General features: G+C 27.9%; 23 protein-coding genes, 1 riboswitch and 1 other annotated feature. Of the genes, 3 read left to right on the top strand and 20 right to left on the bottom strand.

Features of this window, described 5'->3' with window-relative positions; genetic code table 11:
* Positions 1-251: 251 nt before the first annotated feature.
* The 11 genes from TY07_RS08970 to TY07_RS08920 form a co-directional block, all read right to left on the bottom strand.
* Positions 252-2351 carry a beta-mannosidase gene (locus tag TY07_RS08970; protein WP_052330665.1) on the bottom strand — a complete coding sequence of 700 codons (2100 nt, stop codon included), beginning with the start codon at positions 2349-2351 and terminating at the stop codon, positions 252-254.
* Positions 2352-2449: 98 nt separating this feature from the next.
* Positions 2450-3262: an ABC transporter ATP-binding protein gene (locus TY07_RS08965; RefSeq protein WP_042398349.1), complete on the bottom strand. Its 813-nt coding sequence runs from the start codon at positions 3260-3262 to the stop codon at positions 2450-2452.
* Entirely contained in the window at positions 3255-4262 is a 1008-nt protein-coding gene (locus tag TY07_RS08960) for an ABC transporter ATP-binding protein (protein WP_042398347.1), read from the bottom strand. The genes TY07_RS08965 and TY07_RS08960 overlap by 8 nt, the downstream gene beginning before the upstream one ends.
* A 12-nt stretch (positions 4263-4274) precedes the next feature.
* The gene (locus TY07_RS08955) at positions 4275-5522 is read right to left on the bottom strand and encodes an ABC transporter permease (RefSeq protein WP_042398345.1); all 1248 of its coding nucleotides are present in this window, start codon (positions 5520-5522) and stop codon (positions 4275-4277) included.
* A gap of 12 nt (positions 5523-5534) precedes the next feature.
* Positions 5535-6539 (bottom strand): ABC transporter permease, encoded by a 1005-nt coding sequence (locus TY07_RS08950; protein WP_042398343.1) that lies wholly within the window; start codon positions 6537-6539, stop codon positions 5535-5537.
* Between the two features lie 132 nt (positions 6540-6671).
* Positions 6672-8531 carry an ABC transporter substrate-binding protein gene (locus TY07_RS08945; protein ID WP_042398341.1) on the bottom strand — a complete coding sequence of 620 codons (1860 nt, stop codon included), beginning with the start codon at positions 8529-8531 and terminating at the stop codon, positions 6672-6674.
* A 152-nt stretch (positions 8532-8683) separates the two neighbouring features.
* Positions 8684-10132, bottom strand: a complete 1449-nt coding sequence (locus TY07_RS08940) for a response regulator transcription factor (protein WP_042398339.1) — start codon at positions 10130-10132, stop codon at positions 8684-8686.
* Positions 10133-10416: 284 nt separating this feature from the next.
* Positions 10417-10617 carry a hypothetical protein gene (locus TY07_RS08935; RefSeq protein WP_042398338.1) on the bottom strand — a complete coding sequence of 67 codons (201 nt, stop codon included), beginning with the start codon at positions 10615-10617 and terminating at the stop codon, positions 10417-10419.
* Positions 10618-10878: 261 nt separating this feature from the next.
* A complete protein-coding gene (locus tag TY07_RS08930; protein ID WP_042398333.1) occupies positions 10879-11289 on the bottom strand; it encodes a C-GCAxxG-C-C family protein in 411 nt (136 codons plus the stop codon).
* Positions 11290-11411: 122 nt separating this feature from the next.
* Positions 11412-12095, bottom strand: a complete 684-nt coding sequence (locus tag TY07_RS08925; protein WP_042398331.1) for a hypothetical protein — start codon at positions 12093-12095, stop codon at positions 11412-11414.
* Positions 12096-12167: 72 nt separating this feature from the next.
* A complete protein-coding gene (locus TY07_RS08920) occupies positions 12168-13463 on the bottom strand; it encodes an efflux RND transporter permease subunit (RefSeq protein WP_078061320.1) in 1296 nt (431 codons plus the stop codon).
* Between the two features lie 270 nt (positions 13464-13733).
* Here TY07_RS08920 and TY07_RS08915 point away from each other — a divergent pair, with 270 nt between their 5' ends.
* Positions 13734-14306 (top strand): TetR/AcrR family transcriptional regulator, encoded by a 573-nt coding sequence (locus TY07_RS08915; RefSeq protein ID WP_042398328.1) that lies wholly within the window; start codon positions 13734-13736, stop codon positions 14304-14306.
* A 46-nt stretch (positions 14307-14352) separates the two neighbouring features.
* Here the strand turns inward: TY07_RS08915 and trpS are convergent, their stop codons facing one another.
* Entirely contained in the window at positions 14353-15369 is a 1017-nt protein-coding gene (gene trpS / locus TY07_RS08910) for a tryptophan--tRNA ligase (protein WP_042398325.1), read from the bottom strand.
* A gap of 110 nt (positions 15370-15479) precedes the next feature.
* Positions 15480-15728, bottom strand: a binding site (T-box leader).
* Positions 15729-15879: 151 nt separating this feature from the next.
* Between trpS and TY07_RS08905 the strand changes: the two genes are divergently transcribed.
* Entirely contained in the window at positions 15880-16860 is a 981-nt protein-coding gene (locus TY07_RS08905) for a biotin--[acetyl-CoA-carboxylase] ligase (RefSeq protein WP_042398323.1), read from the top strand.
* The gene (locus TY07_RS08900; protein WP_042398320.1) at positions 16861-17439 is read left to right on the top strand and encodes a biotin transporter BioY; all 579 of its coding nucleotides are present in this window, start codon (positions 16861-16863) and stop codon (positions 17437-17439) included.
* 128 nt (positions 17440-17567) lie between these two features.
* On the opposite strand, the gene TY07_RS08895 is transcribed toward TY07_RS08900, so the two are convergent.
* The 8 genes from TY07_RS08895 to TY07_RS08860 form a co-directional block, all read right to left on the bottom strand.
* Complete coding sequence (locus TY07_RS08895; RefSeq protein ID WP_042398317.1) at positions 17568-18623, bottom strand: NAD(P)H-dependent flavin oxidoreductase; 1056 nt, start codon at positions 18621-18623, stop codon at positions 17568-17570.
* Positions 18624-18805: 182 nt separating this feature from the next.
* Complete coding sequence (locus TY07_RS08890; protein WP_198133987.1) at positions 18806-19342, bottom strand: flavodoxin domain-containing protein; 537 nt, start codon at positions 19340-19342, stop codon at positions 18806-18808.
* A 165-nt stretch (positions 19343-19507) separates the two neighbouring features.
* A complete protein-coding gene (locus tag TY07_RS08885; protein WP_052330664.1) occupies positions 19508-20155 on the bottom strand; it encodes an HAD family hydrolase in 648 nt (215 codons plus the stop codon).
* Positions 20156-20159: 4 nt separating this feature from the next.
* Positions 20160-20621: a 6,7-dimethyl-8-ribityllumazine synthase gene (gene ribH, locus TY07_RS08880; RefSeq protein WP_042398308.1), complete on the bottom strand. Its 462-nt coding sequence runs from the start codon at positions 20619-20621 to the stop codon at positions 20160-20162.
* A gap of 181 nt (positions 20622-20802) precedes the next feature.
* Positions 20803-22005 carry a bifunctional 3,4-dihydroxy-2-butanone-4-phosphate synthase/GTP cyclohydrolase II gene (locus TY07_RS08875; RefSeq protein ID WP_042398305.1) on the bottom strand — a complete coding sequence of 401 codons (1203 nt, stop codon included), beginning with the start codon at positions 22003-22005 and terminating at the stop codon, positions 20803-20805.
* 20 nt (positions 22006-22025) lie between these two features.
* The gene (locus TY07_RS08870) at positions 22026-22682 is read right to left on the bottom strand and encodes a riboflavin synthase (protein WP_042398302.1); all 657 of its coding nucleotides are present in this window, start codon (positions 22680-22682) and stop codon (positions 22026-22028) included.
* An 11-nt stretch (positions 22683-22693) separates the two neighbouring features.
* A complete protein-coding gene (gene ribD / locus TY07_RS08865; RefSeq protein ID WP_042398299.1) occupies positions 22694-23776 on the bottom strand; it encodes a bifunctional diaminohydroxyphosphoribosylaminopyrimidine deaminase/5-amino-6-(5-phosphoribosylamino)uracil reductase RibD in 1083 nt (360 codons plus the stop codon).
* A 277-nt stretch (positions 23777-24053) separates the two neighbouring features.
* A riboswitch (FMN riboswitch) is annotated at positions 24054-24169 on the bottom strand.
* Positions 24170-24323: 154 nt separating this feature from the next.
* Complete coding sequence (locus TY07_RS08860; protein WP_042398296.1) at positions 24324-24950, bottom strand: peptidoglycan-binding domain-containing protein; 627 nt, start codon at positions 24948-24950, stop codon at positions 24324-24326.
* Positions 24951-24999: the final 49 nt, after the last annotated feature.

The raw sequence follows: 24999 nt of genomic DNA, 5'->3' as shown, positions 1-24999 counted from the left end.
TCTTTAACAATGCCTTTTTATTTAAAATTTACAACTAATAGTACTGATATTGGTGAAGTAACAGGGTCAGTTTCAATTTTTCCTTTTGCAATACTTTAAAATATATCCCTTCAAATACTTCTATTATTAATACTAATAAAAAGATCAGCATAAATAATATTGAAAATTTATATTTTTTATGCTGATCCATATCTTTTACTTACCATATTTAAAATAATTTTATCAATCTAAATACATAATTTACCTCTCTATTATCTTATATCATAAACACTTCTAACTTTTAACCCCTTAGGTTCTCCTTTAATAATTTTCACCTTATGAATACCACTATTAATATCAAAGTAATTATCTTCTAAAAGCAAATTATCCTCTTCATTAATCACTTCAATACTTCTTGCATAAGAATCACTTAAAATTGTTATTTCATCACCATTAACACTTATATTTAAATTAGGATTTATAAATTTAAAGTGTTTTGGAGCACAAAAAATAGTTGTACCTGAAGAAATTACTTTATTATCTTTAATCATTTCATAACTTATATATTCATCATAAAGTGATAATTCTGGTAAGGTTATCTTCTCAAGCCATACACTTGATAATTTTTTTATTTCAACTTTATAACTTTTTTCTTTTATAATTTCTCCAGTATTTTTTCTATGTTTCCAATTTACTATTACAACTTCATCATACATGCTTTCATTAGAAATACATAAATGAATTGATTTTTTAACCTCAAAAGGCTCTGGATTTGGATTAATATCTTGAGTTAATATACCCTCTTCATCACAAGATAACATTAATGGTGCAAAAAATCTTTTAGCATAATAATGTAGAGCTTTCCACCTTCCATAATAATCAATTGATGACCATGAGGCAACAGGCCAGCAATCATTTAATTGCCATATTATAGCCCCCATACAAATTCCACGATTTCTTCTAAAATGCTCAACCCCATATCTTATTGCTTCTGCTTGAAGTAATTGGGATGCATATAATAACGTATCAAAATTAGTAGGATATAAAAAGGTTTGCTCCATATAATTCATTATTTTCCCATTTGCTGTTGCATTTCTTTGATGTTTTTCCATTATATAAGAAAAAATATTCCTATCTTCAGGTTCCGTGAACATTTCTACAGACTTCAATGATGGAAAAGATTGAAATCCAAATTCTGATACATATCTAAATAAAAACTTTCTATATTCTGTAATAGGCTTATTTCCATGCCATACATCCCAATAATGAACGTCTCCTCGTTTATCATCGTTGGGATTATCAAAACTTCCGCCAGAAGAAGGACTTGCTGGCCAGTAAAAAGTTTGTGGATCTTCCTTATTTAAAAGCTTAGGAATTATATATTCATATAATTTAATATAATCAGCTTTTAATCTTTTTTCACTTGTCCACAAATTATTATCCATGAACATCTCCATTTCATTATTTCCACACCATAATGCTAAACAAGCATGGTGACGGATTCTCCTTATATTATCTATAAATTCATTAGTTATATTTTCTTCAAATTCATCATTTAATTCATAAACTGCACAAGCAAACATAAAATCTTGCCAAACCATGAGACCTAATTCATCACATATATTAAAGAAATCATCATAAGGATAATTACCACCACCCCATACTCTTATAATATTAAAATTTACATCTTTACATTGTTTTAAAAGATTATAAGTTCTTTCTTTATTAACATAAGCTAATATATTATCTTCTGGAATATAATCTGCTCCCATAACAAAAATCTTAACTCCATTTACAACATGAGCAAAACTCTCTCCATAATCATCTTTTTCTCTACTAATGGTTAATGTCCTTAATCCTATTTTATTTTCCCACTTATCTATCACTACATCATCTTTTATTAATTCAATAAGAATATTATATAAATTTTGATCACCATACCCATTGGGCCACCATAACTTTGGATTATCTATTATTATTTCATTTATTGAATCATTATAAACTATTATCTCATTATCAGGTGATGTTATTGTTACTTTATATCTAAAATCATAGTCACTTATTTCTTTATCTACGCCAAATCTCAAAGTATTACTTTTATCATTAATTTTTATATCTACTTTAAAGTTTAAACTTACTTTTTTCTCTTTATGATTTTGTGATATATATACGTTATCAATTCTACCTTCATTAACCCCTAAAATCCCTAAACTTCTCCATATACCAGCATCAGGTAACCTTGGCCCCCAATCCCATCCAAACATACAATGTGCTTTTCTTATATGTGGAAATCCATTCATTGCGTCACTACTACCATTAAGTGGATTTTTTTCATAGGCTTCTTTTATAAATTTAGTTGAATGATTTTTCACGCATACAAATTCTCACCTCTTTAATTACTATTTATATATAAACATAAAATTGACAATTAATAATGTTTATTTAATATTATTAATTGTCAATTTAATCATTATACAGTAGAAAGATCCCACTCTTCATAAATCTTAGGCACATCACTTATAAGCCTCTTTGTATAAGGAGCTTTGGGATGTAAAATTACGTCTTCAGCACTACCATGCTCAACAAATTTTCCATGTTCCATAATATATACATTATCTGAAACATAATATGCTAATCCTATATCGTGAGTTATAAAAATAATTGTCATATTTGTTTCTTCTCTTAATTTCATAAGCATATCAAGTATTGTAGCTCTTGAACAAGCATCAATCATTGAGGTTGGCTCATCTGCAAGCAGTATTTTAGGTTTAAGTAAAAATATTCTTGCAATCATCAAACGTTGCATTTGTCCTCCGGACAATTCAAATGGATATTTATTGGTTAATTCATCAAATTTTAAATTAACGAAACTACATGCTTCGGTCATCATTTCTACTTTCTTTTCATAAGGTAATTTTTTACCTCCACGCATATTAATACAATCCAATAAAACTGAATCTATTTTATTAAAAACATTAAAAGATGAAAATGGATCTTGAAATATAGCTTGTATTCCCTTCCAATATTCTTTTTTCTTACTTCTTGTTTTTATATCTCTAGGTTTTCCTTGAAAAAAAACTTCACCTTCAGTAACACTTATTAATCCTAATAACATCTTTGATAAAGTAGTTTTTCCTGAACCACTTTCTCCAACTATTGAAATTATTTCACCTTCATGAAATTCAAAATCAACATGATCAACAGCAACAGTTTTTGTATCACCTATACCAAAAATCTTAGTTAAACCTTTACCACTTAAGCATAAAGCATGTTTATCATTCATTGCTATACACCTTCCTTAATTCTGATTCAGTAAATCTACATCTAAACATTCTTCCATTTTCAATATTTGTTTCAAGAATTTTTTCTACATTACACTCTTTACTTCTATATTTACATCTTTCAGCAAATCTACATCCTTCCGGAGGATGCTTTAAATTTGGAGGAGTACCTGGAATAGCTGTTAACTTAATATTTTTCACTCCCTCTTCAGGAACAATTATTGACCCCATTAACCCTTTAGAATATGGATGAATTGGATCAAATACCATTTCTTTTGATTTACCTTTTTCAATTAATTGTCCTGCATACATAACAACAATATCATCAGTAACATTGTATAATAAAGGTAATTCATGCGTTATAAAAATCATTGATTTTATAAAACCTTTTTCCATTAAATTACGCATCATTTTTATAACCATCTTTTGAGAAGTAACATCGAGAGCTGAAGAAGGCTCATCTGCTATTAAAACCTTAGGTGATAAAATTGTTGAAATTGCAATTACTGTACGTTGCTTCATACCTCCTGATAATTCAACTGCATGTTTTTGCAATACTGATTCTGGTAAACCTAAGATTTCAAACCTTTCTTTTGCTAAATCATATATATCTTTTTTAGTTGCTTTTGGATTATGAGCATGTATTACATCTTCTATAAACTTTATAATTTTTTGTGTTGGATTCAATGCATTCATTGCAGCTTGAGGAATATATGCAATTTCATTTCCAAGTATTTTTTTTCGAACATCATCTGGATTCATTTTAGTTATATTTATTCCATCTACAATTATACTTCCACTTTGATAATGTAATGGTGCAAAATAATATCCCATCAAACTTAAAGCTAGTGTTGATTTTCCACAACCTGATTCACCTGCGATACCTAGCGATTTCCCTTCCTCTATTTTTAAGGAAACTCCATCAACGGCATATACATCTTCACCATGTCTTGTAATATATTTAGTCTTTAAATCTTTTACTTCTAACATAACTTTTCCCATATAAAGTTCCTCCTAATCTCTAAGTTGTGGATTAAATACTTGGTCTAGTCCTGTATTCATTAAATTCAAAGAAAATGAAATCAATGCAATTGATAAAATCACTGGTACAAAAGCCCACCAAGCATTTGATAATGGAGCCTTATAACTCATAGCCCAGTTCATCATTAATCCTAGTGTTGTAACTTTAGTAGTAGCTGGTCCTAGTCCTAACATTGATAATTGTGCCTCTGCTAAAATCCCACTTGAAATTTGTAGTATAAAAGCCATTACAACATATGAAGCAACGTAAGGAAGTATATCAGTTAACACTATTCTTATTAAACTATGACCTGAAAGTTTCGATAAATTAACATGATCTCTGTTTCTTAACGAAATAACTTGAGCACGAACTGATCTAGTAGTCCATGTCCAAGATGTTAATCCAATAATAGTAGCTACTAATGTTACACCTCTTGCATTTTGACCAACACTATAAGATATTAATATTAAAATTACGAATCCAGGTATTACAGTAAATAAATTAGTAAGAAACATAATAATATCATCAACTATCCCACCAACATAACCTGATAATAATCCAAATATTAGTCCTATCCCTGTTGCTATTACCCCTGCAATTAATCCAATTTTTAATGAAGTCTTAGTTGCATAAACTAATTCAGTTAACACATCTCTACCAAAATTATCAGTTCCTAAATAAAAGGTTCTTTGATTTGGTATATCATTAATATTAACAAATAGATCTGAAGTAATAGTTGAATTTACAACTAACTCACCAGTAGCTTCATCCTCATTAGCTATTACAATTTCAGTATCTTCTAAAATCCCATCTATCTTAGTATTTAATCTTACATAATACTTTTTCTTAGCAGCAATTAATCCATCTTGTTTATTATTAGGATCATAATATTTCTCCCAAAGCTTTATAAGACCTTTTGCATCTGTTACATCTATATCCTTTATATCAACACCTGCATAATTTTCTAACCATGTACCCATTTGTGATCTATCCTCCATAGATAAAGCACTTTCAAGTTTTACTGCAGATGTATCCATTTTAAAAGAATAATTTTTGCTTTCTACCGTATCAGATACAGATACATAAGTACCTGGTTTATAAAATAATCCTCCAACCATTTCAAGAGGACTATATGCTACAACTAAAGGATAAATTATGATTGTTGCCAAAATAGCTATAAAAATAATAAAGCCCATTATAAACTTTTTATCATGGAAAATTTGTTTTAATGTATTTTTCATTGTCTATCCCCCCTAGTCTTGTTGTGATGCTTTAATACGTGGATCTATAACACCATATAAAATTTCTACAAATAAATTTGCTAATAACACCATAATTGTTATTATTAATGTACATGCAGAAATCAAAGGATAATCACGTCCCTTAATTGCAGAAAGTATAGTTGTTCCTAATCCTGGATAACTAAATATTATTTCTGCAACTAATGCACCACCAATCATTGTACCAATAGACATTGCTAAACCTGTAATTTGCGGAAGCATTGCATTTCTAAATACATAACCTGTAATTTTTTTATCTTTTATACCTAAGAAACGACTATACTTAACATAATCAGCATTTAACTCATATATAGACATTGATCTCATACCAATAGCTTGACCACCTATTGTAATAAAAACGATTGACCAAAATGGTAATTGATAGTGATATAATATTGATTTAAAAAATGTCCAGCTGAAATTAGGAATTAAATCAAATCCATATCCACCACTAGTTGGGAACCATTTTAAATTAACTGCAAAAGTAAACAATAGTATTATAGCCATTCCGAATGCAGGTACATTACTAAAAAATAAGAATAATGGTAAAATTCCTTTATCATATATCCCTTTTCTATATGCTGCTACAGCACCTAGTATATTTCCTAAAAGCCAACCAAGGGTTATAGCAGGTAACTGCAAACAAGCTGTCCACCATACAGAAGATGATACTATGTCAGATACTGTTCTAGGATATTGGCTAAATGATACTCCAAAATCACCCTTTATAGCATTTTTAATAAAAGTAAAAAATTGTGTGGTCATAGGCTTATCAATTCCAAACTTTTCAGTATACTCTTCATATACTTGTTGAATAGCCGTTGAGTCAGTCATTCCCTCTGTTGCTCTTGCTGCAATAGATGCTACTGGATCTCCTGGCATTAATCTAGGCAATACGAAATTTAATATAATTGCTACAATAAAAGTTATAAGATACCATATTATTTTATTTGTGTAATATTTTTTATACCCCTTCAAACTTTTCACCTCATATCTCTGCATCATATATTCATTAATGTAAATTTAGCTAGTAATAAAATTGACCATGTCATTCTTTCTTAAGACATGGTCAATACTTGTCACTAAATATTGCTAGTATTTAATAGCATATTATTCGACATTCTTAATGTGATATAAAGCTGCTATACCATATCCATCAGTACAATCTAGTGGTGGTATGTTAGTTCCGTCATCTAATTGAGGGAAGTTTGTCCAAACGCTTTCATTTACAGTATGGAAAACTTGTGGTCTATACATTAATGCAAAAGAAGGAACATCTTCTAGATAAATTTTACTTAACTCAGTATAATATTCCTTTAGCTTAGTTTGATCTTGTTCTAATGGAATTAAAGCTAAAAGTTCATCTGCCCTTTCATTTGTATATCCACCAAAGTTACCACTCCAGTTAACTTCTAAATCGTTATATGTGCTTGAAAGGAATCCCATAGCTCTAGTCCAAGGATTTGAAACTGATGCACCAGCTGGACTATACATACAAATTTCAAAGTTACCTGTAGTCATATCATCATAGAAGGTATTAGCATCAGGGAAATAAGTTTCAATATCTATTCCAATTTCTTTACCAGCAGCAGCCACTATTTCTAATGAAGCATTCCAATCTGACCATCCTTCTGGGCATTCTGCTTTATATGATAGGTTTTCACCATCTATTTCACGAATTCCATCACCATCGGTGTCAACTATGCCTGCATCATCTAATAGTTTCTTTGCCCCTTCTATATCTCCACCATTAAATTGTAAATCCTTCAATGCATCATTATCTACTAATGCTTGTTCTGCATCTGTTGGATTCATAATGCTTCTTGGTGCTTCTGAGAAAGATGGTGAATATTCTGACATTGCCGTAGATATTATTTGATCATAATCAACTGCCATTGCAATTGCCTTACGAACTTCAACTTTATCTAACCCTTTAACTTCTACATTAAACCAAGCTGAAGGCATTGTTGCACATAAATAATATGGAGAATCGTCAATATAAGTTGATATTGGTTTACCAGATTCCCACATTTTCCAAACTTCTGATATAAATTGTTGGGATACATCTACTTCACCATTTGAAAATGCTAAATCTCCTGAAGCATTATCTTTAAATATTGTATGTGCTATATACTTAGGAGCAGGTAAACTTCCCCATAGACTTTGTCCCCAATAATTATCATCCCTTTGAAAAACTACTTTTTGATCATCATCATAATATGGCTTATATGGTCCAGACGCTATTAAATCATCCATTCTATCTTCTTTTACCTTTTCAGCATCATTATTATTTCTTTCTTCTACAGTTTGTAAGTATGCTTTTTGCATAACATATATTTTAGGAATATATTCAATTACCTTTAAAGGATTTATAGGATTTCCACTCTCATCTAACTTAGAATAAAATACAACTGTTTTAGAGTCGGTTGCTTCAACTTTCTCAATATAATTCTTATAATCATTACCTGTTGATGATCCATACTTAACATGTGTGTCAAAGGTATAAACTACATCATCTGCAGTTACATCTGTTCCATCACTCCACTTTGCATCATTATTAATTTTAATTGTTAACTGTGTTTGCTCATCATTCCATTCATATGTTTCCCCTAATAATGGTTCTAATGATCCATCTAACATATTGTATAGAAATAAAGTTTCATAAATTAACACTCTAGCTGAATCATTTTGTGTAATTCCCATAGCATTATTAGAATTAGCACTCATTGGATTAAAGTTATTTATAGTCCCCCATTGTTGACCATTAAAATATAAAGTCTCGTTTCTTGGTGTTGAACCTTCTGAACTATTATCATCCTTTGTAGTTTCATCTTCTGAAGCAATATCTTCATTTGTATCATCACTTTTTGTATCATTACCAGTATCATTACTTGAACTTGAGCCACAGCCAGCAAAAAGTGTTGCTGACATCATGCTAGCTATAACCATTGCTAACACTTTCTTTTTCATATCTTCTCCCCCAATTCAATAAATATTTTATAATTTCAATAAGTTTTAAAAGGACACCCTTTCTATACTCACATTATAACGGTAAATGTTTACAAAATAAGTATACTATTTTTCGTTTTTAGTGTTATTTTTTTATATTTGTGATTTTATTATCATAAAGTAACAATCATCCTACCATTTTTAATATTTTTTCTATACTCAGAAGGTGTTACACTATAAGCTCCTTTAAACACTTTTAAAAAATGTTTATCGTTTTCATATCCAATAGCTTCACCTATTTCAATAATCTTCATATCCGTTTCATCTAAAAGTCTTTTTGCTTCTTGTAACCTTATATCTTTTAAATAATTAACAAAGTTTTTACCAGTATACTCTTTAAAATCTAGTGAAAAAACTGAATAATTCATGGAAACATAATTAGATACCATTGTCATATTAATTTCATTTTTATAATTTTCATCTATATATTTTATTGCTTCTTCCATTTTTATTTTAATTTTATACTTTTCACATTCATTAGTAATCTTTATGTTAATTATTTTTACTAATTTAAATAATTCATTACTATAAGTATCAATATTTGTACATTTATAAATATTTAAAAGTTCTTTTATATTTAAATTTTTTTCTTCTATTATTCCACCATAATTACTTTGTATTTTATTTAATATTTCTGTAACTATACCTTCAAATTGAGGTATTTCAATTTCACAGCATTTTACCATATTAACTAATATTGCGAAATATTTACAAGCCGTCTCTAACCTTGCTGTCCCAATTAGCTGTATAATATTATCAATTTCACATACCTTTGTTGCTTTTTCTTCTCTAATACAATTAGGATTATTTAACCTTATAAAATAATTGTCTTTTCTTTTTCCTATAGCTTCTTTTGAAGCTAGATAAACTAAGTTTAAATCATTATATACTTTACTTACACCAACACCATAACCTTTAAGTTTTCCCTCAAGTAATTCATTAACATTTTTAGGATTTGTCATAATAATATTATGACCACTAATTGAATCAAAAAAAAATTCATTATCTGATATATTCTTTTCTTGCTTATAATTTGTACAAATAATAACATAGTTTGTTTCTTTAACTTTATGTTTTAACTTTATAATAGTTTTGTTAATTGAATCTCCATAAAAGTCTCTATGATAAAATGCATGTTTGATTTGATCATATAATAAATTGACATTATCCTTATATTCTTTTTTTTCATCATTTAGTTCATTTTGAAGTAGCCTCATTATATTAATCATATCATCTTTATTTATTGGTTTTAATAAATACTCTCTTACCCCACTTCTTAAAAGATTAACAGCATAGTCAAAATCATTATACCAACTAATAACAATAATCTTTGTATTACATCCTAATTTTTTTATTTCACGTGCAAGCATTATACCATCTAATTGTGGCATATTTACATCTGTAATCAATACATCTATTTCTTCATTTTTTATTATATCTAAAGCTTTTTCTCCATTATCACACTCTATTATTTCACTAATTGGAATATGTGCACTTTCTATAATTGAAATAACCCTATTTCTTACCTTCTTCTCATCATCCGCAATTACTAACTTGTTCATATCATCCCTTCTCCCCCTAGATTGGATATAATAAAAATTAAAGTTTAGAATTTAAAGATCTGTAAAAGTATTTTTGTGCCATCCATTTATTTACATATAATATATTTTATCATTCTTTTTATTTATTAAGAATAGAAAAATTAATTAAATTGAATTTCTATATAATATCATTGTAATAATTATTATCTTTAAAACTAAAAAAAGAATAGGCATTGCCTACTCCTCTTCTAATTAAATTTAAAAAGATAACCTTTTCTTATACATTTATAAGAATGCTAATAATTTTAAGCTTTATGCTTAATTTTAAACTTTTTTATAGTTGAAAAAATAGTTGCACATATAATTCCTAAAACTCCTCCAAGTGCAAAGAATAATAATATATTTTCTGCTATCGCACCAATAATAATTCCAATTCCAACACCACCAGCTAATCCTTTAGTTAAATATTCATAATCTTTTTCTGATAAAATTAATTTCTTCCACAACTCTTTTACACCTCATAATATATTGCCAAATTTTCTCTTATACTAATTAGACTTATACATTATAAAAAAAGTTCTCTATTATTTATATTTTCACATATTTATTTTCTCCAACTATAATAATATTGAATAACATTATTATATGAAAATTTTATATTATTGCTACTATAAATATATTTTATCTAAATATACTAATACACCTAGCTTAACAAAATCAAACTAGGTGTATTATAAGAAGTAATTATATTTTTTATTTTATAAACATTAATTATTTTTTTCATCAATTAATTCTTCAAGAATTTCAGCTGCATCTTCTACACAACCCCTACATGAACGTAGTACATTTCCTGTGCCTATTCCTTTTAACTCTTTGCATACTACAGATGAATTTTTTTCCTTAAATCTTTTTTCTATTTCATTTAATAACTTTACATCATCCCTTATTGGCTCAGCAGGATTATCTGGATTTACATTTCCTTTTAAATAATTAACTATAACGTATGCTCCCATTACAGCTCCACATACTTTATAAGCTCCTCCACTATATCTTCTAACCATATCTTTCATGGTAGATTCATCAACATCTACAAGATCACAAAAAGCACATGCTACTGCCTGTGAACATGTATATCTATTTTTGTGTAATTCAATTGCTTTTTCTTTCCTTAAGCCCATTTTAAATCCTCCCTTTTCATTTGACTCATAAATTTATTATACATTTTTCTCTTTGTAATGTCACTTACTTGGAAAAATATAGGTCTCCAAGGTAAGATTTAATTACCTTAAAGACCTATATTTTATTTAAATAAATTTATTATTCTTTCCCATAAAGTAGGACTTTTTTCTTCATCCTTTAAAACTTCTATAGTTGCTTTTTTTATTTCTGGCGTCTTAATTACAAATTGTACTGATTGCACATTTGTATTTTTTTCTGAAGTAAATGATACTATTTCATCACTTGTTCCATCTAAATTATCAACCATTTTATCAATTTCATCTGTTATTTCTGTATCAAGATTGGCTGTCTTATCATTTAATTCTGTTGTTCCATTTGATAATTCCGTAGTTCCACCTTTTAATTCCGCAACACCTGAACTTAATTTTTCAGCTCCACTTTTTAAAGTAGATGTTCCGTTTACTAAATTTGTTGATTCTTCTACAAGTTGAGAATATCCTTGCAGTAATGTTTCTACTCCATTTGTATATTCATTAATTCCTACATCTAATTTATTATATTCTGATATTAATGTATTTATTGCTGTAGATAGGTTTGACATATTATATATCATATCATTTAATAATGCAGATAAACCTTGAATTGCATTATTAAATTCAGCATATTTAGTTTGTAATTCAGTTGCATAATTGGTGTTATTTAAAATTGTATTTGATTCTGCCAAAGTAGATATTGGAACCATAGTATTACTAATTATTGTTGCTGTTAAAACTATCATTATAATTTTATTTTTACTTTTTTTCATATAAATCATTCTCCCTTCGATTAGCCATTTACTGCTTTATTTTCATTTTTTATTTTAATTTTGCTTTTATTTTTAAAAACTAACTTGTTCTATTTCTTTTAGTTCATTACTTAACTCCTTTTCTGTTGCAAAATCACCTTTTGGAACCATAATAACTAATGAATTAGATTTACCAAAAGTATCTTCTATTATCTTTGTATCACTACCTAACTTAGTACTTTCATCAAATATTTTTGAAGATCCATAATCAAAAGTATTTTTTGTCTGTGCTAAATAGGATGGTACCATTACGATTAAAAAAATAATAACTAAAGGTATCATTATTTTTCTAACACAATTTGCAAATTTATCAAATTTAGGTATTAATAATTTATGTTCAGTTTTATCAATAATCTTGTAACAATACATTGTAAGTACAGGAAGTAAAATAATAACAGTTACTAAACTTAGAGCTATAGCTTTTGCCATTACAATTCCCATATCTGGACCAATTTTAAATCTCATTAATATTAAGGCTGCAAATCCAATAACTGTTGTTATCCCACTTGAAAAGATTGAGCCAACACTTTTAACAGATGCTTGTACCATTGCTTCCTCTGGTTCTAACCCCTGCAATCTAAACTCTGTAAATTTATGCAATAAGAAAATTGCATAATCCATAGATACTGCTAACTGTAATACATTTCCCGCTGCATTTGTTACAAAGGAAATCTCTCCAAATAAAAGATTCGTTCCTTGATTTAGCATTATTGCTACGCCTATAGTTAACATAAACAATATTGGTTCAAACCAGGAAATTGTTGTAATTGCTAATACGATTAAACATATTGGTATTATAAATAATATAATTTGACTAACTTCTTTAGAGGTAGCTTCTGTTGCAACTACAGTATTAACAACTGAACCTGCCATTGCATTATCATCACCAATTAAATTTCTTATTTCATTTACTGCTTCAATTCTTTTATTTTGATCAACAGTAACTGTAAATAATGCCGCTTCATCCTTGTAATAATCTTGAACTGTTTCTCTATCTAAAGTTTCAATAGGTTCTGTTATATTAACAACATCATCTAACCATGTAACATCTTGTACACCATCAATATTTAATAATTTATCTTTAATTTCTAAAGCCTCGGGTATAGTAATATTAGATACCATTACCCTTGCATTAGGTATTCCACCTTCAAATTCATCTTCCATAATATCTAAAGATATTGTAGACTTAGAATCATCTGGAAGATAATCGTTCATATCATAATTAACTGATACAAATTTACTGCAAATAAAACATAAAACTAGTGAAAGTCCAAATGTAAAAATTACAGTTTTTTTATGTTTAATAATTTGTCTAAAAAAAATTTCCATACTGCGTCTCACCTCTAACTAATTATCATTCGGTTTAAGTATATTTATGAAATACCAACAATACAATTACCAATAAAGTAATTCACTGTGGTATAATACACACATTGAGTACAAATTGTGTATTAATTTATTAAGGTTTTGTTAAAAGTATTTTATAAACTTATGTTTTGATAAATTAAGAGTTGAATAATAATTAAGTTATCTTTAAAATGTATAAAAAGTATAAATTGTTATATTATATAAATATTTTTATTTGAATGGAGCTTTTATATGGATAGACGAGTACGAAAAACCAGACTAAAACTAAATGAATCTTTAATGATACTAATAAAAGATAAAAACATTAATCAAATTACTGTTAAAGAACTTACAGACTTAGCTGACATAAATAGAAAGACTTTTTATTTACATTATAAGGATATCTTTGATATGGTAGACAACATTAAAGAGCAATTACTAGTAGAACTTGAGAGTGTAATATTATTTCACAATTCATCTTGTACTAACTCTGATGAGCCTTATTCATTAATGAAAGATATATTGGAATTTATTGATAAGAATAGTGAGCTATTATCAATTTTCTTAGGTCCTCATATTAATGCGGATTCTATTTTTATAGAGAAAATTAAGGAAATTATGAAAAGGCTATGCATAGATGTTTGGAATAGATTATATCCTAATGCTGATCCTAAAAAATATGACTACTATTATTCTTTTACTTATTATGGAATAATAGGGCTAATTCAAGATTGGATAAATACTAGTAAACAAGAAAGTATAGAATACATGGCGAAACTTACTAGCGACTTGGTAGAAAGTTCCTCAAAAATATTATATTCATAAAATACAAAAATAATTAGACCATAGGTGGTCTAATTATTTCAATAGCTTATTTAAAATACTCAATTCCTATAGCATTTCTTACATCTCTTAATGTATTAGATGCTATTTTTCTTGCATTATTACTACCTTCTTTCAGTACCTCATATACATAATCTAAATTTTTCTCATATTCCTTTCTCCTATTTCTAATTGGTTCTAGCTCAGCTTGAATTATTTCATTTAAATATTTTTTTACTTTTACATCACCAAGTCCCCCTCTTTGATAATGCATTTTCATTTCTTGCAATTTATCTATTTCATTGCAAAAGGCATCTAAATAGATAAAAACAGTATTATTTTCTATAGTTCCTGGATCTTCTACTCTAATATGATTAGGATCAGTATACATTGACATTACCTTATTTTTTATTACATCTGGTTCATCACTAAGATAAATTGCATTATTTAATGACTTACTCATTTTTGCTTTTCCATCAATACCAGGTAATCTACCTAATCCTTCCTTTGGTAATATAGCCCTAGGCTCTACTAGAACATCTTCTTTATAAATATTATTAAAACTTCTTACTATTTCTCTTGTTTGTTCTATCATAGGAAGTTGATCTTCACCTACTGGTACTATATTTGCTTTAAACGCTGTAATATCTGCTGCTTGACTTACTGGATAAATCATAAATCCCGCAGGAATACTCATATTAAAATTTCTTTCTTTTATTTCACTTTTAACTGTTGGATTTCTTTCTAGCCTTGCAACTGTAACTAAATTTAAATAATGCATTGTAAGTTCATTTAATTCTGGAATTTGTGATTGAATAAAAATAGTAGATTTTGATGGATTTATTCCTACAGATAAATAATCTAAAGCAACCTCTATTAAATTATTTCTTATTTTTTCAGGGTTTCGTGCATTATCAGTTAATGCTTGTTGATCTGCAATCATAATATAGCTATTATATAATTCACTATTTTGCAAGGTAACCCTATTCTTTAAAGAACCTATATAATGTCCTATATGAAGTTTTCCCGTTGGTCTATCTCCTGTTAAAAGTGTTTCTTTTTTCATTACTTTCACTCCTTATTTCATAACTTTTTCTATCTATTGTTTATTCAAAACTTCTAGATGTATTATTCTTGAATAATAATTTTAAAAACAAAAAAACTCCCTCCTATAACTAATAGGACGAAGTTATTATCCGTGTTGCCACCTAAATTGTATAAATAAATTTATACCACTCTAACTAAAGTACTAACATACTTTAACTGCTGTAAGGTGCAGTTCACCACTAAGATACTCTTAAAACTTTAATTTCACCTTGTTCCTCAAAGGTCCATTCATTAAATTTTTTCTTGCTAAGCTTCCACCACTCCTAGCTCTCTTTATTGAACCTAAATTTAATTACTCTTCCTCTTCATAGGATTTTTTTATACTTTTAATGTATTATATTCCTCTATTTTGTAAATGTCAAACATTTGAGAAGACTAATTTAATATCGCCTTTAATTGTTAACCATTTAATATATTTTGATTGACAAACTATTTTATCTCCAATATAATACTTTCTATGGAGGTAATTATGTTAATAAAAGGAAAAGTTTTAAAAATTTTAGAAGAAAATAAAGGTAAAAATATTTCTGGTGAGGAAATTGCTAAAAAACTTAATATTTCGAGAACTTCCATATGGAAAGCAATTAATGCACTTAGAAGTGAAGGCTATACAATAAATGCTGTTACTAATAAAGGTTATTCCCTAGCAACAAATACAGATTTTATTTCTAAAGAAGGTATTTCTTTATATTTAAATAATGAATATTCAAACATTGATATCTATACTTACAAATTAGTCTCTTCTACTAATGATGTTGCAAAAACTTTAGCTTTAAATGGTGCTAAACATGGTACGGTTATAATTTCCGAAGAACAAAGTGCAGGTAAAGGTAGGCTTGGTCGAGTATTTTATTCACCAGCTAATACTGGAATTTATATGAGCATTATACTTAGACCTAATTTAACTGCAATGGATTCAGTTTTAATAACAACTTCTGCTTCTGTTGCTATATGTAATGCAATTCAAAAAGTAACAGGAATAGAATGCCAAATAAAATGGATAAACGATATTTACTTAAACAATAAAAAAGTAGGAGGAATATTAACAGAAGCTTCTACTAATTTTGAAAGTGGAACTATTGATTATTTAATTTTAGGAATAGGACTTAACTTTAATAAGCCTAAAGAAAGTTTCCCTAAAGAACTTGAAACAATAGCCTCTTCATTATTTAGTAATAACAATGGAAATATCAATAGAAATATTCTTTGTGCAGAAATAGTAAATAATATCCTAAGTATGATTCCTCAAATTAAAAGTTATGACTTTATATCTGAATATAAGAAAAGAAGTATTATTTTAAATAATGAAATTGTCTATATAAGTGCTGGTGTTTCATCCATTGGTAAAGCTATTGATATAAATAATGATGGTTCTTTAGTTGTTAAACATGATGATGGTTCTATAAAAGTTTTAAATTCTGGTGAAGTAACTATTAGGAGGTTAAATTAAATGAATAAATTATCAACGAAATCACTTATTTTATGTTCACTTTTTGCTGCATTAATTGCTGTTGGTGCTTTTATTAAAATTCCAATACCTGTAGTACCATTTACTTTACAAGTTTTATTTACTACACTAGCAGGCCTTTTATTAGGACCTAAACTTGGAGCTATTTCTGTAGGGATTTATTTACTTATAGGTTTAATAGGTATTCCTGTATTTACTCAAGGTGGTGGACCAAGTTATATTTTCCAACCAACCTTTGGTTATTTAATAGGCTTCTTAATAGGCACATATTTTACTGGATATATTGCGCATAAAGATAAGGATCCATCTCTTAAAAGACTAATATTTGCAAGCATTGGTGGATTAACAATTGTATATATTATAGGTATGATTTATTATTATTTAATTGCAAATTATTACTTAAATTCTCCAATCACAGCTAGTGCTGTAATGTTGTATTGTTGTCTTTTATTTATCCCAGGTGATATTGCTTCATGCATTGTAAGTTCATTAATTGCTAAAAGAACTCTCCCTATAATAAAAGGTCAATTACTTACAAATGAATTTAATAGTCAAACCTAAAGAAAAGATTATAGATAATATATTTTAATAAATATAAAACTTTAGTATAAAAAAACAATACCATATAGCATAATACTACTTATGGTATTGTTTTTATTATAAATTACTTGAAATATACCCTATCTTTTCTAACTATTTAATTCTTCTATTAATTTCTTAACAGTTGTAATTTTGTCTAACCTATATGCATTTTCACCACAAAATACAAGTGAATTATCAACATCACCTTTTACTGCACGCACTAAAGCACCTGTTATGCAATAAGGTATAGTTGCCATATCACATTTCTTTAAGCATTTATAACATTTACTTATTTTTTCATTTGTTAACTTTCTTTCTTCCATGAATTTATTACTTATAGCTCGCCCTGGCATACCAACTGGACTTTTTACAATCATTACATCTTCCTTTTTAGCATTTATATATGCCATCTTAAAATTAATATGAGCATCACATTCTTCAGTTGCTACAAATCTTGTTGCCATTTGAACTCCTGCGCATCCTAAATTCATATAATGATTAATATCATCTCTATCATAAACGCCACCTGCAAATATTACCGGTATTTTCTTATTATATTTTTCTTCATATACCTTTACTATTTCAATAATTTCAAGCACTTCTTTGTCATAACCTTTTGATTCATATTCTTTTAAACTTTCGCTTGAAAATCCTAAATGTCCACCTGCCTTTGGACCTTCAATAATTACCATATCTGCAGTTCTACCATAACGTCTATCCCACATTTTTAAAATAACACTTGCAGACTTTGGTGGAGATACTATAGGTGCTAATTTTATATTTGACCCTTCTGTAAACTTTGGTAAATCAGTAGGTAATCCTGCACCTGATATAATTAAATCAGCACCATTATCAATTGCGCATTTTACATACTCTTCATAATTTCTAGTGGCGCACATAATGTTAACACCAATTATTCCACCATTTGATATTTCTTTTGCTTTTTTAATATGTTTACCTAATGCCCTAATATTAGCTGTTAATGAATCTTTTCCAAAATCCTCTTCTAAAAATCCAGGTTGTGCTGCTGATATTACTCCTATTGCTCCTTCTTTTGCTACTGCTCCTGCAAGCGAAGACAAGCTTACACCTACTCCCATTCCCCCTTGAATTATTGGAACCTTTGCTTCTAAATCTCCTATAATCAATGAATTTAATTTCATATATTAATCCTCCTAGTTATTCCATCTAATTTATATAGTTTTTATAACTACATGTTATATCATTAGTATATATAATGTATTTTTAGTTGTCAATGTGCAATTATCAAATATTTTGATTCTAAAACTATTTATAAGAAAATAAAGCTAAGTCACTCTTAGCTTTATTTTAAAAATTTATTTTATTAATGTTTCAAATAATCTATTATATCTGTTAATGTATTTAAATCTACAAAACTAACACTTTTATTATATGTTTCTATTAAACCTTTAACATCTGCAGTTCTTTCATCTTCAGGTATCTTTTTTATTTTAGTATATAATAACTTCATCATAGACTTATGCAGAAAGTTTAATTTTGAATAATCTATTCCTCCTCTTAAGTTAAATATTTTAGCTTTTTCAAAGATTTCAGGTGAAAGCTGTTTAGAAATATTACTTTTTATAGACTTAATATTTTCATCATCTTTTGGATCTGCCAACCCAACTGTTATAATTATTATTTTTTTATTATTAGGATTACTAATTTTCTTAAAAGTTTTCTCCATGCCTAATATACCACCAGCATATAAACCCCCAAGATAAATAATCTCATCATAATCATTTATCTCTGTAACCTCTTTAAAATTTAAACATTTTAAATTTATTCTTTTAGCTAACTCTTCTGCATATTGTTGTGTTGTTCCATAATGGCTACCATAAATAACAATACTATTCATCATTTCCAACCCCTCATAATTCATTTTTAAATTCTCATATTTTAATTCTTAATACTAAATATAATTATATTTATAAATTATATAAATTAATATAGATTTATATTTTTATCATGTAATATTTCTCTAACTATATTATTATATATTGAAAAAGAGATATAGCTATTCAAGCTATATCTCCCTTATATTAAGAATTTCATTAATACTATCTATAATATAATCAGCTTCTTTAAGTTCTTTATCATTTCCATATCCATAAGCACATCCAATAGAATATAAATTATACTTTTTAGCTATTTCAATATCAACAAACCTATCACCAACAATAATAAAATCCCCTTGATGCTTTTCTTTAATAACCTTAAAAATTTCATGTTTAGGGTTAAAGTCAAAATCCTCGCTACAATAAAAATCTATAAAATACTTATCTAATCTAAAAATTTCTATGTGTTTTTTCATATAACTAACCTTACAATTGCTAAGAAATATTAATTTATAACCTAATTCATTTAACTTAACAAGTGTTTCTATAGTACCATCATATAATTCTGCTTGCCCTTCATCAATATATTGAATCATAGCTTCCCCTATGATTGAACTACATTTTTTCTTTTCATCCTCTGGTAAACTTGGCATAAAATCATTCCACATTTGTCTTGCAGTAAGCCCAAGGAACCTACTAACTTCATCCTCTTTAAATACCTTTTCTTCAGCATAACCATTGTTTACTAAATAATCATATGCTCTTTTAAATGCCGGTTCATAAATCCTTATGCTATTATGCAAAGTACCATCATAATCAAAAATAATATACTTCATAATATTAGAAATTATTTAAAAGATTAGCCATTTCAATTGCAGTAACTGCGGCATCATATCCTTTGTTACCACCTTTAGTACCTGCTCTTTCTATAGCTTGTTCTATACTATCTGTAGTTAATACTCCGAATATTACTGGCTTTTCAGTTTGAAGTGATACTGTTGCAATACCTTTTGAAGTTTCTGCACAAACATAATCAAAGTGGGGTGTTGATCCTTTAATAACTGCTCCTAAACAAATTACTGCATCATACTTATCATTTTGAGCCATTTTCTTTGCTACTAGTGGAATTTCAAATGCTCCTGGAACCCACGTTACTTCTATATTATCTTCATCTACCCCATGTCTCTTTAACCCATCTAAAGCTCCACCTAATAATTTTGATACTATAAATTCATTAAATCTACCTACTACTATTCCAACCCTTAGTCCTTGTGCTACTAAATTTCCTTCTATTATTCTCATTTCTTTTTCCTCCTAAAATTTTATTTAATATAAATTTCCAACTTACAATTTATCTAACATCTTTTTAATAAAATCTTATTCTAACCAATTAAGTCAAAATATATCTACCATCTATTAACCTAAATACTTTATCCTCTTATCTCTTTACTAAACATATACTTTTTTCTCTTATTATTTAAATTTAAATCATATGTCCCATTTTTTCTTTTTTAGTTCGAAGATAAAATTCATTTTTTTCATTGTGATTCATTGCAATTGGAACCCTATTTACAATTTCTATTCCATGACTTTCTAATCCATCTATTTTTCTAGGATTATTAGTCATTAAATTTACCTTAAAGGCTCCTAAATCCTTTAAAATTGCAGCTGCAACATCATAACTTCTCATATCTGATGGAAACCCTAAAATTTCATTAGCTTCAACAGTGTCATAGCCTTTATCTTGAAGTGCATAAGCCCTTAACTTATTAATAAGTCCAATTCCTCTTCCTTCTTGTCTCATATATAGTAAAATTCCAGTGCCTTCTTCAGCAATTCTCTTCATAGCTGCATCATATTGTTCTCCACAATCACATCTTTTAGAGCCTAAGGCATCTCCAGTTAGACATTCAGAATGTACTCTTATTAAAACTGAATTATTAGAAGTTATATCTCCTTTAACTAAAGCTACATGATGCTCTCCATTTAACTTATTTATAAATCCATACATTTTAAAATCACCATATCTAGTTGGCATTTTAATTTCAACAACTCTTTCCACTTTAGCTTCCTTATTTTCTTTTTCTTTCCTATACTTTATTAAGTCTTCAATAGTTATTATTTTCAAATTATGAACTTTAGCAAATTCCACTAAATCTGGAGTTCGTGCCATTGTACCATCATCCTTCATAATTTCACATATAACTCCTGCACCTTTTAACCCCGCAAGTTTAGGCAAATCAACAGCTGCTTCTGTATGCCCATTTCTTTCTAAAACTCCATTTTTTTTAGCTACTAAAGGAAATACATGCCCTGGTCTTCTAAAATCCTCTGGTTTAGTATTATCATCTAGTACCTTTTGAATCGTAATTGCTCTTTCAAATGCAGAAATTCCAGTAGTTGTACTAGCATGGTCAATAGCAACTGTAAATGCTGTTTCATGATTATCTGTATTATTTTCAACCATTGGGCCTATTTTAAGTTCATTTAATCTTTCTTCTTCAACTGGCATGCAAATAAGTCCACGCCCATACTTAGCCATAAAATTTATGGCTTCACCTGTAACCTTTTCTGCTGCCATTAGCAGATCCCCTTCATTTTCCCTATCTGGGTTGTCTACAACAATAATTATCTTTCCATCTTTTATATCACTAATTGCTTCCTCAATAGTATTAAATTTATACATTTTACATACTTCCTTTCCCCTTAAAAAAATCCATTTTCTCTTAAAAATTCTTCACTTATTGATGTATTTGGATTATATTCTTCTTTTGATCCAAGTCCCATAAACTTTTCAACATATTTTGAAATAACATCGCATTCTAAATTAACAGTTTCACCAATAGATTTGTTTACTAAAGTTGTTTCTTGTGCTGTATGTGGAATTATAGAAACTTTAAATATAATTTCATCTACATAAGCAACTGTTAAGCTTATTCCATCTATAGTTATTGAACCTTTTAAAACAACATATCTTAATATTTCACTTGCTGCTTTTACCGTAACCCAAATAGCATTATCCTCTTTTTCTAATGAAATAATCTGACCTATTCCATCTATATGTCCACTTACAATATGCCCACCAAGCCTGCTTTCCAAATTTAATGCTCTTTCCAAATTTACCTTATTACCTATGTCTAAAAGTCCTAAGTTACTTCTTCTTAATGTTTCAGCCATAACATCAGCTTCAAAACTATTACCTTTTACATTAGTTACTGTCAAGCATACACCATTAGTGCAAATACTATCCCCTACTCTTGTTTTTTCTAATACTTTATTTGCCTTAATAATTAACTTTGAAGATTTAACTCCTCTTTTAACTTCTTTAATTATTCCAACTTCTTCAATTATCCCCGTAAACATATAACTATCACCTAACTTATATATCCTTCTACTAAAATATCCTCACCTACATTCATTGTAGTTATATTTTTTAGTTTAAAAGCATTATTTAATTTATCTATTCCTCTACCACCAACTGGAGTTTTAGCTGTTTCTCCTCCTATCATTTTAGGAGCCATATATACCATTACTTTATCAACTACCCCCTCTTCTAATGCAGAGTAATTTAATGTTGCTCCACCTTCTAATAAGATGCTATCTATATTAAGCTCTCCAAGCTTTCTCATAAGATCATTTAAATCAACTCGTCCATTTTTTTCATTTATAATTAAAACTTCAATATTATTTTTCAATAATTTTTGAACCTTTGTTGTATTGGCTTTTTTGGTAGTAGCTATTATTGTCTTATTATCATGATTTTCTAACACTTTTGATTTCAGAGGAATTCTTAATGTACTATCTACTATTATTCTTATAGGATTACTACCTTCAGCCATTCTACATGTTAATTCTGGATTATCCTTTATTATTGTATTTACACCGACCATAATTCCTGAAAACTTATTTCTTAAAATATGAACTTGTAACCTTGACTTTTCACTAGTTATCCATTTAGATTCACCAGTTTTTGTTGCTATTTTTCCATCTAGTGACATTGCTGTTTTCATAACTACAAATGGCTTTTTAGTAGTTATATATTTAATAAATACTTCATTAATCTTTCTACATTCTTCTTCTAAAATACCAACTTCAACTTCTATACCTGCTTTTTTAAGTTTTTCTATTCCATTTCCCGCTACTAATGGATTAGGATCAACCATACCAATAATAACTTTACTTATTTTATTTTCAATAATTCTATCTACACAAGGTGGTGTTTTTCCATAATGAGAGCATGGTTCTAAAGTAACATACATAGTAGCTCCTGTTGCATCTTCAGTTAAACTTTTAAATGCATTAACTTCTGCATGTCCTTGTCCATATTTCTCATGATAACCTTGTCCAATAATTTTATCGTCTTTAACAATTATTGCACCAACCAACGGATTAGGATTTACATTTCCTATACCTTTTTTTGCTAACTCAATAGCTATTTTCATAAACCTTTCATTCAAAATCATCATCTCACAATCATAATAATTTGAATTTAATAAATCTTTAGATTATAAAAAATAGCAAGCCCTAAGTTTTATCTCAGGGCTTGCTATTTTAAGTACACATAAAATTATTCATTTATTAAACTTTGATTATAATATAAAATTATTAAACTATATAATCCGTTTTAAAAAATAATATATACATGTCATAGAAATCTAAAAAAAGCTCTGAAATATAAAATATTTCAGAGCATAATATGCAAAATAAATATAGCATTTTAGATTACTACATTACTTTTATCTTCTTCCATCCAGACTTTACTGTCGGCCTCGGAATTTCACCGAATCATGCTAAACTAGCTCGCGGGCTTTACCGCCGGTAGGGAATTTCACCCTGCCCTGAAGATTTATTAAATTGTAATTACATATTATTACAATCATTACCACTTGTCAATATATTAAAATAATTTATTTTTATATTATTTAATTTCTATTAGCTACAATAGTATTACACAAATAATATCTAAAATAGTTTATAGTATTAATTTGCAATCTAAAAATTCATTTATATTACTTCTTTTAAATTAAATTTTTCTAGTAATTTAGCCCATGTATCACTCCCAACTATTCCATCAGCTCTAAGCCCTTTTGATTTTTGAAAGCTTATAACTAAAGCTCTTGTATTTGAACCAAAAATCCCATCAATTCTAATTTCTAAAATATGTTGTATTACTTTCGTTTCATTAGGTGTATATTTCCCATATTTACATATGACATTCTTAATTAAATCATAGCTTTTATTAAAACACTTGCATCCAAACATATAATCTTTATTTAATCCATAATTACTTTGAAATTCACCAATTGCCTTTGTAGTCAAAGGACCACAAACTCCATCAATTTCTAAATTCCATTCAAAAGAGTTAAGTAGCAATTGAACTAATTTTATTTTAAAAGAAGTTCCTAAATAAAATTTAGCAACTTCAACTTCCTTTCTTGAAATTCCTCTTGAATTTAATGAAGTACTGCTTAAATTTGATTTATTCAGCTCAAATAACCTTCTCTTATCATTTGTTTTACTAATTTTATTCTTAAAATTATACCATCTACTTCTATTATTAATATTCAAATTAATCAATACTCTTTTACTCAAATTATTATAAGAGTCTACTTTTCCTTGATTCATTAACATAATAATAATCCCCCTTAAATATATTATGAAAATTCATCATTTTTTGTTA

This window comes from Clostridium saudiense, from assembly GCF_000577815.1.
In the GTDB taxonomy this organism is placed as follows: Bacteria; Bacillota; Clostridia; order Clostridiales; family Clostridiaceae; genus Clostridium; species Clostridium saudiense.
The sequence above is the reverse complement of the archived record's forward strand: the minus strand, read 5'-3'. Positions and strand labels throughout refer to the sequence as shown.